This window comes from Pseudomonas sp. LTGT-11-2Z, from assembly GCF_003691445.1.
In the GTDB taxonomy this organism is placed as follows: Bacteria; Pseudomonadota; Gammaproteobacteria; order Pseudomonadales; family Pseudomonadaceae; genus Aquipseudomonas; species Aquipseudomonas monteilii.
The window spans coordinates 5971385-5986243 of sequence record NZ_CP033104.1 but is presented as its reverse complement, the minus strand read 5'-3'; the positions used below and the strand labels follow the sequence as shown (position 1 = coordinate 5986243).

At 62.7% G+C, this 14859-nt stretch carries 13 protein-coding genes; 2 read left to right on the top strand and 11 right to left on the bottom strand.

All coding sequences use genetic code 11. From position 1 onward, the window contains the following. Nucleotides 1–69 precede the first annotated feature (69 nt). Both D8767_RS28275 and desA read right to left on the bottom strand, forming a co-directional pair. Nucleotides 70–1098: a sensor domain-containing diguanylate cyclase gene (locus D8767_RS28275; RefSeq protein ID WP_016714437.1), complete on the bottom strand. Its 1029-nt coding sequence runs from the start codon at nt 1096–1098 to the stop codon at nt 70–72. Between the two features lie 98 nt (nt 1099–1196). Further along, the gene (desA, locus tag D8767_RS28270) at nt 1197–2381 is read right to left on the bottom strand and encodes a delta-9 fatty acid desaturase DesA (protein WP_019096488.1); all 1185 of its coding nucleotides are present in this window, start codon (nt 2379–2381) and stop codon (nt 1197–1199) included. A gap of 146 nt (nt 2382–2527) precedes the next feature. Between desA and dibA the strand changes: the two genes are divergently transcribed. Continuing rightward, nucleotides 2528–4423 (top strand): phosphodiesterase DibA, encoded by a 1896-nt coding sequence (dibA, locus tag D8767_RS28265; protein WP_016714438.1) that lies wholly within the window; start codon nt 2528–2530, stop codon nt 4421–4423. Nucleotides 4424–4454: 31 nt separating this feature from the next. On the opposite strand, the gene D8767_RS28260 is transcribed toward dibA, so the two are convergent. From D8767_RS28260 to tcyJ, 9 genes are all read right to left on the bottom strand, one after another. Next, nucleotides 4455–5099: a methionine ABC transporter permease gene (locus D8767_RS28260; RefSeq protein WP_016714439.1), complete on the bottom strand. Its 645-nt coding sequence runs from the start codon at nt 5097–5099 to the stop codon at nt 4455–4457. Next, the gene (locus tag D8767_RS28255) at nt 5089–6198 is read right to left on the bottom strand and encodes a methionine ABC transporter ATP-binding protein (protein ID WP_016714440.1); all 1110 of its coding nucleotides are present in this window, start codon (nt 6196–6198) and stop codon (nt 5089–5091) included. Before D8767_RS28255 ends, D8767_RS28260 begins: the two co-directional genes overlap by 11 nt. A 1-nt stretch (nt 6199) precedes the next feature. Then, on the bottom strand, nt 6200–7000 hold the full coding sequence (locus D8767_RS28250; protein ID WP_016714441.1) for a MetQ/NlpA family ABC transporter substrate-binding protein: 801 nt from the start codon (nt 6998–7000) through the stop codon (nt 6200–6202). Next, nucleotides 6993–8384: an LLM class flavin-dependent oxidoreductase gene (locus tag D8767_RS28245; RefSeq protein ID WP_016714442.1), complete on the bottom strand. Its 1392-nt coding sequence runs from the start codon at nt 8382–8384 to the stop codon at nt 6993–6995. The genes D8767_RS28250 and D8767_RS28245 overlap by 8 nt, the downstream gene beginning before the upstream one ends. After that, a complete protein-coding gene (locus D8767_RS28240) occupies nt 8384–9565 on the bottom strand; it encodes an SfnB family sulfur acquisition oxidoreductase (protein WP_012270030.1) in 1182 nt (393 codons plus the stop codon). Before D8767_RS28240 ends, D8767_RS28245 begins: the two co-directional genes overlap by 1 nt. A gap of 79 nt (nt 9566–9644) precedes the next feature. Then, on the bottom strand, nt 9645–10886 hold the full coding sequence (locus D8767_RS28235) for an SfnB family sulfur acquisition oxidoreductase (RefSeq protein ID WP_122048510.1): 1242 nt from the start codon (nt 10884–10886) through the stop codon (nt 9645–9647). A gap of 264 nt (nt 10887–11150) precedes the next feature. Beyond that, complete coding sequence (gene tcyN / locus D8767_RS28230; protein ID WP_016714444.1) at nt 11151–11909, bottom strand: L-cystine ABC transporter ATP-binding protein TcyN; 759 nt, start codon at nt 11907–11909, stop codon at nt 11151–11153. Nucleotides 11910–11911: 2 nt separating this feature from the next. Further along, entirely contained in the window at nt 11912–12580 is a 669-nt protein-coding gene (gene tcyL, locus D8767_RS28225) for a cystine ABC transporter permease (protein ID WP_016714445.1), read from the bottom strand. Further along, entirely contained in the window at nt 12577–13371 is a 795-nt protein-coding gene (gene tcyJ, locus D8767_RS28220; RefSeq protein WP_016714446.1) for a cystine ABC transporter substrate-binding protein, read from the bottom strand. The genes tcyL and tcyJ overlap by 4 nt, the downstream gene beginning before the upstream one ends. Nucleotides 13372–13679: 308 nt before the next feature. Here tcyJ and epsC point away from each other — a divergent pair, with 308 nt between their 5' ends. Further along, nucleotides 13680–14612, top strand: coding sequence for a serine O-acetyltransferase EpsC (gene epsC / locus D8767_RS28215; protein ID WP_016714447.1), 933 nt, complete (start codon nt 13680–13682; stop codon nt 14610–14612). Nucleotides 14613–14859: the final 247 nt, after the last annotated feature.

Genomic DNA, 14859 nt, shown 5'->3' with positions numbered 1-14859 from the left:
TGTCATCAAGCATCCGTTGATTAGCGCTGCAACGACCGGTTGGGGCTGACTCGCATGCCTGCGCTGCGGTCAGCCGCAGACGATCTGGTTCTTGCCCTGCCGTTTGGCCTGGTACATTGCCGCATCGGCCCGGGCATACAGGCTATCCAGCGTCACATCTTCATCCGTTAGCGCAGTTAGCCCCTGGCTCACTGTCACCCCGTACACCTGCTCTTCATGGCTAAAGCTCAAACGCTGAATCGCCCGCTGCAAGCGTTCGGCAATCTGTTCTGCCGCCTGGGCATTGCAACCCGGGAACACCGCCGCGAACTCCTCACCACCAATACGCCCGAACAGGTCGCCACGGCGTAGCACGGCCTTGCCGCTGTCGGCGATGCGTTGTAGCACCTGATCGCCTTCTTGGTGACCGTAGCTGTCGTTGATGCGCTTGAAATCATCGATGTCGAGCAGCAAAAAGGCCAACGGTGTGCCGTCTTCGCGGGCGCTGTCAAAGGCTCGCTGGGCGCACTCGAAGAAGTGCCGACGGTTACTGCTCTGGGTCAGCACGTCAGTGGTGGCCAGGCGTTGCAACTCGCCTTCAAGCTGTTTCTTTTCAGTGATGTCTTCGGCGATGCCGACAATGATCACCCGGTCGCCGTCGTGCTGCTGGTTGATGTAGCACTTGTCACTTAGCCAGCGCAGTTGACCGTCGGCATTGAGAATGCGGTATTCGCGGTCTTCCACCGAACCTTTGAGCAGCACCTGGGCCAGGCTGCGCTCGGCGTACTCCAGGTCGTCGGGGTAGATGCTGTCGCGCCATTCGTTGTAGTCGGCCAGCACCAGGCTGACCGGGCGGCCGAAGATTCGCTCGTAGGCGGGGCTTACGTACAGCACCTGGCGGGTTTCCCAGTCGAAGGCCCAGAGCACCGCATTGACACTGTCGAGCAGTGAACTGAACAGTTGCTCGCGTTCGCTCAGGCGGGCGACTTCGCCTTGGGCGTGGAGCAAGGCCAGCAGAGTCTGGGCGGCTTCAGGAGGCGGGGTACCGGGCAGGATCGTGGGGATGTTCTTGGCCATGTGCACGAATCGGGTCTCGACTTGAAAGCGTGCGGCCAGCATCCTGCCCGCCACGCGGGCGATGTGCGATTTTGAGTGGTGGCGAGGGGGCGAAGTTCCGAACGGCATGCCCCGAAAGGGGGCATGCCGACTAACGGCGGTCAGGCGCCGGAGGGGCGTAGGGAATAGGTTTTCAGCTGCGCTGCGAAGTCGCGCAGGGCATGAATGCCGCTGGTTTCGGCTTCGTGTACCCAGTCCTTCATGGCCGCTAGCATGTCGTGCCCGTTGGCGCTGGTGCGCGCCCAGATCTGCTGCAGGGCCAGGCGTTTTTCGTAAATGGTCTTCAACGCCTGGCTGTGCGCAAGCATGGACTCGATGCGCATGTGGTGGCGGTCTTCCAGCAGGCTGGTTTCACGCGACAGCAGGCGCTTGGCGCGGCGGAAGTGGTGACTTACCGAGGCGTCTACCCGGGCCAGCTCCTGCTTGACCAGCGGGCCGATCACCAGCTTGCGGTACTGCGCCATGATCTGGAAGCGGTTGTTGAGGATGGCCATGGCGGTGTCCATGTCCAGGCTGGCCTTGCCCGCCACCCGGTGAGCGATCGGCGCCACACGCTGCACCTTGGCCAGGCGCAACAGGCAGAACAGGCGTATCCAGGCCCAGCCCATGTCGAACTCCCAGCGCTTGACCGACAGCTTGGCCGAGTTGGGGTAGGTGTGGTGGTTGTTGTGCAGTTCTTCACCCCCGATGACGATGCCCCATGGCACCAGGTTGGTGGCAGCGTCGCGGCATTCGAAGTTGCGATAGCCCAGTGCGTGGCCCAGGCCGTTGACCACGCCGGCCGCCCAGAACGGAATCCACATCATCTGCACGGCCCAGATGGTGATACCGATGGTGCCGAACAGCAGCAGGTCGATGACGGCCATCAGTGCAATGCCGCCCAGCTTGTAGCGCGAATAGAGGTTGCGCTCGATCCAGTCCTCCGGGCAGTTCTTGCCATAAATGCGCAGGGTTTCGGGGTTGCGCGCCTCTTCCCTGTACAGCTCGGCGCCCTTGCGCAATACCGTGCTCAGGCCTTTGTGAACAGGGCTGTGCGGGTCGTCGGGGGTTTCGCATTTGGCGTGGTGTTTGCGATGGACGGCGGTCCACTCGCGTGTGTTCTGCGCCGTGGTCAGCCACAGCCAGAAGCGGAAGAAGTGCTTGAGCGCGCCGTTGAGCTCCAGTGCCCGGTGCGCGGAGTAGCGATGCAGGTAGACCGTGACGCTGACAATGGTCACATGGGTCATCAACAGAGTGATGCCGACCAGTTGCCAGGCCGACAAGTCGAGCAGGCCGTTGTACCACATAGGTGTAAAAACCCTCGGAATGCAGGAGGAGGGGCTGATTATCCCTCGGGAGGGAAATAAAACCAGTCACCCGTTCAGATAGGAGGTCACGACATGTTTCAGCCTTTATACTGCCCCATTATTTCTGATGGGCTATCCCACCCGACATGTCTGTTTCCGTTCGCGACGCCTTGCGCATGGCTGCGCTGTATGTAGTGCTCTCGATCCTCTGGCTGGTGCTGGCCGAGGTGGTGCTGCACGGCATGACTGACGATCCCCTTGCATTGACCGTGGGGCGGCAGATCAATGTGGTGCTGTGGGTGCTGTTCAGTGCTTTGCTGATTTACGTGTCGCGGGTGCACCTGCTTAACTTCATCGGCCGTGGTGCCCGCTTGCGTTGCGAAGACCGGGAACGGCTGCGCATGGCGGCTGCGGTGTTCGACAGCACACTCGAAGGGGTGCTGGTCACCGACCGCCAGGGCCTGATCGTGCACGTCAACCGCGCATTCATGCGCATCACCGGCTACCAGCAGGATGAGGTCATCGGGCAGCGCCCGAACAAGTTCAAATCAGGCCGCCATGGGTTGCCGTTCTACGAGCAGATCTTCGCCACGCTGGCCGATAAGGGCGAGTGGAGCGGGGAAATCTGGAACCGGCGCAAAAGCGGCGAAATCTACCCGCAATGGCAGACCATTTGCGCCATTCGCGACGACGATGGTGAACTGAGCCATTACGTGGCGGTATTCAGTGACATCAGCGCAATCAAGCATTCGGAGCAGGAACTGGCCTACCTGGCCCACTACGACCCGTTGACCGGCCTGCCCAACCGCCTGCTGTTCACCGACCGCGTCGAGCAGGCCTTGGCGGCGGCTCAGGCCAACAAGCGCGGTTGTGCCCTGTTGCTGCTGGACCTGGACCACTTTCAGAGCATCAACGATGGCCTGGGCCACACCATCGGTGACCAGTTGCTGAAGCTGGTGGGCGAGCGCCTGGGGGAGGTACTGGGTGCAGGCGTGACCTTGGCGCGCTTGGGTGGCGACGAATTTGGCGTGCTGGCGGAGAACTGCCAGCAGGTCGGCCAGGCGGGCAAGCTGGCGCAGTGCATCATCGAGCGTATGCGCGAGCCGTTCCAGTTCGATGGCCATCGCCTGTTCATCAGTGTCAGTGCGGGCATCAGCCTGTTCCCCAGCGACGCGTTGAGTGCCGAACAACTGCTGCGCAATGCCGATTCGGCACTGTTCAAAGCCAAGAGCAACGGGCGGGCGTGCTATGCGCTGTATACCGAAGAGCTGACCGCCCATGCCCAGCACCGGGTAGAGACCGCCGGTGAGCTGCGCCGGGCCCTGGAGCAGGATGAGCTGCGGGTGTACTTCCAGCCGGTACATGACCTGGCTTCAGGCCGACAAGTCGGGGTCGAAACGCTGGTGCGCTGGCAGCACCCCCAGCGCGGCCTGGTGCCGCCGGGCGAGTTCATCCCGATTGCCGAGCGCACGGGGCTGATTGCCGAGATCGACTCCTGGGTGCTGCGCCAGGCCTGCCGACAAATGGTGCAGTGGCAGGCTGAAGGCCGGCAGCTGGCGTTCGTGGCGGTAAACATCTCCAGCCGCCTGTTTGGCCAGCACGAGTTGTACCGGCAGGTGGCCGAAGTGCTGCACGAGACGGGCCTGGCCCCGGCCCTGCTGGAGCTCGAAGTAACCGAAAGCGCGGTGATGGAAGACCCGGAAGTGGCACTGGAGCAGTTGCACCGGTTGCGTGAGCTGGGGGTGACCTTGGCCATCGATGACTTTGGCACCGGGTATTCGTCGCTGCTGCGGCTCAAGCGTTTGCCGGTGCAGAAGCTGAAAATCGACCAGGGCTTCGTGGCCGGTTTGCCGTACGATGAAGACGACATCGCGATCGTGCGGGTGATCATCGCCTTGGCCCACAGCATGGGTATGCAGGTGCATGCCGAGGGCATCGAGCTGGCAGAGCAGGCCAGCTTCTTGCTGCAAGAGCAGTGTCAGCTGGGGCAGGGCTATTGGTTCGGGCGGCCGGTACCGGCTGGGGATATTCGCTGGGATTGAGATCTTGGGGCTGCAAAGCAGCCCCCGGCATTCAACGCTTGTTCAAGCCCTTCGCCAAGCGGTCCCCGCCCAGCTGGATCAACGCCACCAACGCCACCAGCATGGCGATCACGGTCAGCATGATTTGGCTGTCGAAACGCTGGTAGCCATACCGGTAGGCAATATCCCCCAACCCCCCCGCACCAATCGCGCCGGCCATGGCCGAAGAGTTGATCAGGGTTACCAGGGTAATGGTGAAGCCGCCGACAATGCCGGGCAGCGCCTCAGGCAAGAGCACATGCCAGACGATGTGCCAGCGTCGGCAGCCCATGGCCTGCGCAGCTTCCACCAGGCCATGGTCCACTTCGCGCAGGCTGACCTCGGCAATCCGCGCGAAGAACGGGGTGGCGGCAATGGTCAGCGGCACCACCGCCGCCCATACGCCGTAAGTGGTGCCTACCACCAGGCGTGTGAAGGGGATCAGCGCGACCATCAGGATCAGGAACGGAATCGAACGGAACAGGTTGACGAAGGCGCCCAACACGCGATTAAGCAGCGGTGCTTCGAAGATGCCACATTTGTCGCTGGTGACCAGCAGCACCGCCATCGGTACCCCTACCAGCAGGGCGATCAGCGACGACACACCGACCATCAGCAGGGTATCGAGCAAACCTTCCAGCAAGCGATCAAACCACATGGCCCAGTACCTCAACGTCCTCGGCCCAGCGGCGGGCGCGCTCCAGTAATTGATGAGTGTCATGCGGCGAGTGCCGCACCGAAAGGATCAGTTGGCCCAAGGCATGTTCGCCAATGGTCTCCACGCCGCCCTGCAGCAAGCGCACACGCCCACCCAGTTCGTTGAACAGGGCAGACAGTTCAGGTTCGCCCAGCACCGTCAGTTTCAACACCACGGCACTGTCGCGGCTCGCCGGGCTGGCTTGCAGGCTGGCTTGCAGCGCGGCAGGCAGCCTGGCCTGCAGTGGTGCAAGCAAGGTGCGGGTGACCTCGTGGCGAGGCGAACCGAACACCCGCCAGACCTCGCCCTGTTCGACCACTTCGCCACGCTCGAGCACCACCACCCGGTGGCAGATATCGCGGATCACGGCCATTTCGTGGGTGATCAGCACGATGGTCAGCCCCAGGCGCTGGTTGATGTCGCGCAGCAGCTCAAGGATCGAGGCCGTGGTTTCCGGGTCCAGCGCGGAGGTGGCCTCGTCGCACAGCAGAATCTCGGGGTCGTGTACCAGCGCCCGGGCAATACCGACGCGCTGCTTTTGCCCGCCGGACAGCTGCGCCGGGTAGACGTGGTGTTTTTCCTGCAGGCCAACCAGCTCCAGCAGTTCACGCACCTTGCGCTGGCGCTCGGCCTTGGCCACACCGGCCACTTTCAACGGCAGCTCGACGTTCTGCCACACCGTTTTGGCCGACATCAGGTTGAAGTGCTGGAAGATCATGCCGATGCGCCGACGCAGCGCCACCAGGTGGTCTTCGTCGAAGGGGGCGATGTCCACCTGATTGATCAGCACTCGGCCCTGGCAGGGTTGCTCCAGACGGTTGATGGTACGCAACAGCGATGACTTGCCGGCTCCGCTGCGGCCGATGATGCCGAAGATCTCGCCATGGCGGATGTTCAGGTCGATGCCTTGCAAGGCCGGTTGTGCCTGGCCAGGGTAGGTCTTGCCCAGGCCGATGAAGCGCACATGGGCTTCATTGACCTCCGGGCGCAGGGCCTGTTCCTTGACCGTTGGCGGCAATGGTTGGGGGGTAGGCGCCCTGAGCGCGCTGGCCTGGCTCATATCAGCCTTCCCAGCCGGCTTGATAGAGCTTGCCGTGGGCTTTGTCGAGCGCTGCACGCACGGCTGGCGAGTGCTGATAGATGTCAACGAACTTGGCCAGGCGCGGGTCGTCCTTGCTCTGTGGGCGAATGACGAACTGGATCACGTATTCCTTGTTCTCCAGGCCGTCGAACAGCAGCGCAGAGCCTGCGTCGAAGCTGTTGGCCAGGCGGATGTAGGCCGGGTAACCCTGCACCAGGTCGGCGTCATCGTAAGCGCGTACCAGCTGAACTGCCTCGACCTGAAGGATTTTCAGTTTTTTCGGGTTGGCGACGATGTCGTCCTCGGTGGCCTTGTAGCCAACGCCCGGCTTGAGGGAAATCAGCCCGGCCTTGGCCAGCAGTTGCAGGCCACGGCCGCTGTTGATCGGGTCGTTGGCAATGGCCACGCTGGCGCCTTCAGGCAGCTCGGCAAAGCTTTTGTACTTTTTCGAGTACAGGCCAACGTTGTTGATGATGCCCGGTGCATAAGGCACCAGGTTGAAGCCAGCAGCTGCCTTGGCGTTTTCCAGGAACGGGATGTGCTGGAAGTAGTTCACGTCGATGTCGCCGCTGTTGAGGCTGACGTTGGGTGCGATCCAGTCGCTGAACTCGATCAGCTTCACTTCCAGGCCTTGTTTGTGCGCTTCTTCCACGGCGGCTTCCAGCGGTATCGCAAAGGCCGAGGTGGTGCCGATCTTCAGTGGGTCGGCTGCCAGGGCGTGGGCGGACAGGCCAAGGGTGAGGGCAATGGCCGCGACGGGCCGGAACAGTTTCTCAAGCATGGTGCGGGACTCCAGTCGGGGCAGGGGAAGGGACAAAACGATAGGCCGAACCAGGGTGATCGGCGGGCAAGTGCGGGTGGTCGGACTGGAACAGCTTCTCGCGCAGGGTGCCTTCGGCGTAGGCCGTCTTGTAGCGGCCACGCCGCTGCAGTTGCGGGATGACCAGGTTGATGAAGTCTTCGAAGCTTTCCGGGGTGACGGTACGGGTCAGGTTGAAACCGTCCAGGCCGGTTTCATCAATCCATGCGATCAACTGATCGGCCACCTGTTCGGGAGCGCCGACCAAGGTTACGTAGCGGCCACCGAGGGCGTGCTGCTCAAGCAGACGGCGGCGGGTCCAGGCGTTGTCTTGTAACTGGCGCGTGGCGGACTGAATGGCGTTGCTCTGGCTGAAGCCGATTGGCTCATCCAGTTCATAGGCCGCAAAGTCTATGCCGGTGGATGCAGCGAAGTGCGCGACGCCGGCTTCAGGGCTTGCATGGCGCAAGTACTCGGCATGCTTGGCCTGGGCCTCTTGCTCGGTGGCTGCGACGATTACCGTGATCCCCATGAACACCTTGATTGCCTGCGGGTCGCGGCCGGCCGCTTGCGCAGCGGCGCGTACCTTGTCGACCTGGGCGCGTGTGGCCGCTTTGTCCTGGCCACTGATGAACACGCATTCGGCGTGGCTGCCGGCAAAGGCCAGGCCGCGCTGCGAGCTGCCGGCCTGGAACAGTACCGGCGTGCGCTGTGGCGAGGGTTCGCTCAGGTGATAGCCCTCGACGTTGTAGAACTCGCCGTGGTGGCTGACTTTGCGCACCTTGTCGGGCTGGGCGTACACGCGCTGCTGGCGGTCGGCGACCACCGCATCGTCGGCCCAGCTGCCTTCCAGCAGCTTGTACAGCACCTGCAGGTATTCGTCGGCCTGGTCGTAGCGGCGGTCATGCTCCGGTTGTTGTGCCAGGCCCATGGCCCGGGCGGCACTGTCGAGGTAGCCGGTGACGATGTTCCAGCCCACCCGGCCATTGCTCAGGTGGTCGAGGGTGGACAGGCGGCGGGCGAACAGGTACGGCGCCTCGTAGGTGAGGTTGGCGGTAAGGCCGAAACCCAGGTGGCGGGTAACTGCTGCCATGGCCGAGACTAGCAGCAGCGGGTCGTTGACCGGCAGCTGGATCGACTCCTTGAGGGTGACGTCCAGCGACTGGCCGTAGATGTCGTAGGTACCCACGATGTCGGCAATGAACAGCCCATCGAACAGGCCGCGTTCCAGCAGGCGTGCCAGGTTGGTCCAGTAGTCCAGGGTCTTGTACTGGGTCGAGGTGTCCCGTGGGTGGGTCCACAGGCCGTGGTTGATGTGCCCGATGCAGTTCATGTTGAAGGCATTGAGCAGGAGCTGCTTGGCCATCAGATAGTCCCCCGGCGTGGCGGGTTGGCATCGTTGAGGTAGTAGTTGCCGATGGCGTGGTACTTCCAGCGCACCGGGTCGTGCAGGGTGTGCACGCGAGCGTTGCGCCAGTGTCGGTCGAGGTTGTGTTCGGCCAGGGTGGCCTGGCTGCCGCCCAGTTCGAACAGGGCGGTACCGGCGGCAAGGGAGATCTCGGTGCTGATGGCCCGTGCTTCGGCCACGGCGATGGAGGCGGCGGCCACATTGTCGGCGGTGCTGTCGTCGCGGGCGCGGTCGAGGTATTCACCGGCGCGTTCCAGCAGGGCCTCGGCGGCGTGCAGGCGGATGGCCAGGTGGCCGAAGCTTTTGAGTGTCAGCGGGTCATCGGTGGCCTTGTCCAGCCCGGAATCGACCCACGGGCGGCTGCGGGTACGCACGAAGTGCAGGGCATCTTCATAAGCGGCGCGGGCGATGCCGGTGTCGATGGCGGCATGAAGGATCTGCGCCAGCGGGCCGACCGGAGTAGGGCGCTCGAAGGCGCTCTGGAACGGCACGACGTCGGCAGCGCTGACGTACACGTTGTCGAACACCACCGAGCCACTGCCGGTAGTGCGTTGGCCGAAACCGCTCCAGTCGTCGATCACTTGCAGGCCCTGGCTGTCGGCCGGGACGAAGGCCAGTTGCTGTACGCCTTGGTCATCAACGACCGAAGTCGGGATGCGCTGGGCATAAATGGCGCCAGTCGAATAGAACTTGCGGCCGTTTATGCGGAAACCGTCACCATCACGGCTCAGGCGAGTGGTGCGCTCGTTGGCGGTCTTGGTGCCCAGCTCGGCCAGGGCGTTGCCGAAACGCCTGCCGGCCAGTACTTCGGCGTACAGGCGTTGCTGCTGCTCGGGTGTACCGTTTACCCGTAGCACTTCCAGGCCGTAGAAGTGGTTTTGCGGGATTTGCCCGAGCGAGCCGTCGGCCTGGGCGATACGGGCGATGACCTTGGCCAGGGTGACGTTGGACACGCCAGCGCCGCCGAAGGCCTTGGGTACGCTGATGGCCCACAGGCCGGAGCGGGTGAACAGCTCCAGTTCGGCGTGGGGCAGGCGGCGTTCGCGGTCGCGCAGGGCGCTGTCGCGGCGCAGTTGCTGGGCGATGTCTTCGGCGACATTCAGGGCTTCTGTGTCGCTGGTGATGATGTTTGTAGTCATGGTGTTCTCCGGGGGCCGCTGCGCAGCCCTTCGCGGGCATTCCCGCGAAGGGCTGCGCAGCGGCCCCAAAGGCAGCAAATCAGATCCAGGAATGCCGCGCAGGCAGGGTGCCGTTGAGGTGGTACGCGCCCACCGCGTGGTACTTCCAGCGCACCGGGTCATGCAGGGTATGCACCCGGGCGTTGCGCCAGTGGCGGTCGAGGTTGAACTCGCCAAGGGTGGCGCGGCTGCCGGCCAGTTCGAAAAGCTTTTCGCTGGCTTGCAAGGCGATTTCGGTGGTCAGCACCTTGGCCTCGGCCACGGCAATCGAGGCTCGCGCCGCACTGGCTGCGTCGATTGGCGCGGCATTGACTTCGTCCAGTACCCGCGCAGCCTTGCGCAGCAGGGCTTCGGCGGCGTGTAGCTCAAGCTTCAGGCGGCCGATGTCGGCGATTACATACGGGTCGTCGCTGGCGCGGTCCACGTTGGCTTCGATCCACGGGCGAGACTTTTCGCGCACGAAGGTGATCGCATCATCAATCGCTGCTTCAGCGATGCCGGCATCAATTGCCGCCTGGATCAGCTGTGAAGCCGCACCCTGGATGTTGGGGATATCACGCTGGCGCCAGTTGTCGATCACCAGCTCCGCGTCTACCGGCACCTGGTCGAGCAGCACGGTGCCGCTGGCGGTGGTACGTTGGCCAAACCCGGACCAGTCATCGACGATGCGCAACCCCGGGCTGCCGCGGCGCACGAACGCCAGGCGCTGGCGGCCCTCGTCGTCCAGTGCCTTGACGGCCACCCAGTGGGCGAACAGGGCGCCGGTGGAATAGAACTTCTCGCCGCTGATGCGATAGCTGTCGCCAGCGCGAGTGATCCGGACCTTGAGGGTGAGGGTGTCTTTGGTGCCGCGCTCGGGGCCGGCATTGCCGATGCGCCAACCGTCGAGCACGCTGCGGAAGATCAGCGCCTGTTGCGCCTCGGTGGCTGTCAGGCGAATCAGTTGCAGCATGCCGAACTGGTTCTGCGGGATCTGCCCCAGAGCCGGGTCGGCGGCGCTGATCACGCGGAACACTTCGGCAACGGTTTCGAACGACACGTCGGGGCCGCCGTGGGCCTTGGGTACGCTGATGCTGCCCAGGCCGCTGCGGGTGAACAGTTCGATCTCGGCCCAAGGCAGTTTGCGTTGCTGGTCGCGGCGTGCGGCCTGCTCGCGGGCGACCTCAGCCAGTTCGCGGGCCGCTTGCAAGGCTTCGGCGTCGTTGCGCAGAACTTTGGCCGGCAGCAGCAAGGGCGAGCTGTCGAGATCGCTGTGGAATTGGGTGTTTGGCTGGCTGGACATCAGTACCGCTCCTTGGCTGCACTCAATGCCCTGGCGTTACGCACTGGGGTGATTGTGATCCTGACCATTCCTGACCTCACAAAAAAGTTGTGCCGCTACAGCTGATCGCGACAGATATGTGCTGGTCCGGTGGTCCGGTTTATATACCCTAATGCTTTATAAAAAGTTTATGAACTAACTCTTTGGAATATGTATAGAAGGAGGGATTTACAGCGGATGTGCCGGCCCTTTCGCGGGTAAACCCGCGAAAGGGCCGTAACAGGTTTACTCGGAGGCGGCAGTACCCAGGAACTTGCGCAAGAACTGCCGGGTACGCTCTTCCTTTGGCGCCGCAAACAGTGCCTTGGCTTCCCCCTGCTCCACGATCACGCCCTTGTCGAAGAAGATCACCCGGTTCGCCACATCCCGGGCAAAGCTCATTTCGTGCGTAACGATGATCATGGTGCGCTTCTCCTCGGCCAGGCCGCGGATGGTCGCCAGCACTTCACCCACCAGCTCCGGGTCCAGTGCCGAGGTGGGTTCGTCGAACAGGATCACCTCCGGCTCCATGGCCAGTGCGCGGGCGATGGCCACCCGTTGCTGCTGGCCACCGGACAAGCGCCGGGGGTAGGCGTCTTCCTTGCCTGCCAGGCCAACCTTGGCCAGCAGGCGCCGGCCAAGGTCGATGGCCTGCTCGCGGGGCGTCTTCTTGACGATCACCGGCCCCTCGATCACGTTCTCCAGCGCGGTGCGGTGCGGGAACAGGTTGAAGTTCTGGAACACGAACCCGGCTTGCTGGCGCAATCGGCGAATCGCACTTTGCTGCCCGCCCAAAGGGCGGTTGGCATCGATGCTGATATCGCCGATCTTGATCTGCCCGGCGTCGGGCGTTTCCAGCAGGTTGAGGCAGCGCAGGAAGGTGGTCTTGCCCGAGCCACTGGGGCCAATGATGGCCACCACTTCGCCGGGCTGTACGGTCAGGTCGATACCGTTGAGCACGGTCTGGCCCTTGAACCGCTTGGTCAGGCCTTTGACTTCAATCATGCTCAGTGCTCCTGGTCATGCTGGTTGACCCGCGCTTCCATGCGGTTCTGGAAGTGCGCAAGGATGCTGCACAGCACCCAGTAGATGACCGCGACCGCCACGTACATGGTGAACACTTCGAAGGTGCGTGCGGTAATCAGCTGCGCCTGGCGGAACAGTTCGGGCACCTGGATGGTGGCCGCCAGGGCGGTGTCCTTGACCAGCGAAATGAAGCTGTTGCCCAAGGGGGGCAGGGCAGTGCGCAAGGCTTGCGGCAGGATCGCCCGGCGCATGGCCTGAACGCGGGTCATGCCGATGCTGGCGGCCGCTTCCCACTGGCCACGGTCGATTGAGGAGATTGCTGCGCGCAGGATCTCGCAGATGTAGGCCGCCATGTTCAACGACAGGCCGATCAGCGAGGCGGGGATGGGGTCGAGTTCGATGCCGATCTGCGGCATGCCGAAATAGATCACGAACAGCTGCACCAGCAGCGGCGTGCCGCGAAAGAACGACACGTAGATCCGCGCCAGCCAGTTCAGCGGCAAGATCTTCGACAGACGCATCAGCGCCAGGGCAAAGCCCAGCACCAGGCCGAAGAACATGCCGCCAACGCTGAGCAGCACCGTATAACCCGCGCCCTTCAGCAGGAAGGGCGTGGAGTCGACAACGAGTTGCAGGCTTTCAGCGATCATTTGGTGACATCAGCACCGAAGTATTTCTCGGACAGCTTGGCCAGCGTGCCGTCAGCCTTGAGCTTGTCGATGGCCTTGTTGATGGCATCGAGCAGCTCTGGCTCGCCCTTGCGCAGGGCTACGCCACTTTCCAGGCGGGAGAACGCATCGCCGGCCAGCTCCGTGTCCTTGGCTTTTTGCGCGTATTCCAGTGCGGCCAGGCGGTCGATCAGGATGGCGTCGATGCGACCGTTACGCAGGTCGGCGAACTTGCTCGGGTCGTCTTCATAGGTGCGCACATCGGCTTGCGGCACGTCTTTTTTCACCCACTGTTCGTAGTTGGTGCCCAGGCCCACGCCCACTTTCTTGCCGGCCAGGTCGGCGGCCTTGTGGATGTTCAACTGCTCGGCCTTTTTCTTCAGGATCAGCGCCTGGATGCCGGAGATGGTGTAGGGCTCGGAGAAGTCGTACTTCTTCTTGCGCTCTTCGGAAATCGTCACCTGGTTGATGACGACGTCCAGGCGCTTGGACTCCAGCGCAGCGAGGATGCCGTCCCATTTGGTCGGCTGGACCTTGGCCTTGACCCCCAGCTCCTTGGCCAGCAACTCGGACAGCTCCACTTCGAAGCCGGTCAGCTTGCCGTTTTCGTCCTGGAAGCTGAACGGTGGGTACGTGCCTTCCAGGCCGACGTTGATCACGCCTTTTTCCTGGATGGTCTTCAGCTGCTCGCCCGCGAAGGCCTGGCTGAGCAGGCCGGTACCCAGCAAAACAGCCAGGGTAGCGTTGAGTAGCGGTTTGGCGAATTTCGACATGTCAGAGCCCCGCGCTTGTTGTGTAAGTAGTGAGGTGGCGACTATAGGGTTGGCTGCTTAGGCCAGGAAATACTAAAAAATTATTTTGTTATTTCCATTTTGATTGGTGCCAGGAGCTGGCTGCTTTGAGGGTAGGCGATGATGCCTGTGCCGTCATCGCGGCTTATGCCTGACTTAGCGCAGGATGGAATAAAGCGTTGTTTTTTCCAAGGGGCTGATTTGCCGTAGAGTGGATTGCATGTAGGCAGGCCCGGCCTTTTCGCGGGCCTGGCGACACCATTAGATGGCCTATACGGCAGGAGAAAACCGTGAGCGAACAACCTTCATCCGCGCACTGGCAGTTGCAGAGCATCGTCAGTGGCCTGCGCGGCGCCCGTGAGCAATGGCGCACCCGTAATGGCCGCAGCATTGGCGAGCAGGGCGGGCGCGAGTTGCCTTCGCGCGAGGCGATGCGGCAGATTCTGGAGCAACTGTGCGGCGCGCTGTTCCCCATGCGCCTGGGCCCAGTCGATTTGCGCGAAGAAAGCGAAGATTTCTATGTCGGCCATACCCTGGATGCCGCGTTGACCGCCTTGCTTGCCCAGGCTCGCCTTGAACTGCGCTATGCGGCACGGCAAAGCAAGGCTGAGCTGGCTGGCGTCGACGCCCATGCGCTGAGCCTGATCCAGGGTTTCGCAGCTGCGCTACCGGAGCTGCGCGTACTGCTCGACACCGACGTGCTGGCCGCCTACCACGGCGACCCGGCAGCGCGTAGCGTGGATGAAGTGCTGCTGTGCTACCCGGGTATCCTGGCGATCATCCACCACCGCCTGGCGCACCACTTGTACCAGGCCGGCTTGCCGCTGCTGGCGCGGATCAGCTCGGAGCTGGCGCATTCGGCCACCGGTATCGACATTCACCCTGGCGCGCAGATTGGCCCGAGCTTCTTCATCGACCACGGGACCGGTGTGGTGATTGGCGAAACCGCGATCATCGGCGAGCGCGTGCGCATCTACCAGGCCGTGACCCTGGGCGCCAAGCGCTTCCCGAGCGATGAGTCTGGGACCCTGCACAAAGGCCTGCCACGGCACCCGATTGTCGAGGACGATGTGGTGATCTATGCCGGGGCCACGGTGCTCGGGCGCATTACCATCGGCAAAGGTTCGACCATTGGCGGCAATGTGTGGCTGACCCGCAGTGTGCCGGCTGAAAGCAACATTACCCAGGCCAACCTGCAGCTGGATTGCCAGGACAAGAATTGATCTGGCATTTGTATTGGTTGTTCCGGCCTCTTCGCGGGTAAACCCGCGAAGAGGCCGGAACAGGAAGGCACCAATCAGCACCCCAATTCGCAATGAAATCCGATCCATGTTTAACTTGAACGCTTGTTCAATGAAAAAACGCTGGTCCGCTGCCGGTGTTCAACAGGAGGATTCCTTTGCTGAACCCGTTCATTCCGAACCTTACGTCATTTGACGAGGTGCACGCCCGATGAGTGCACCGACCCCG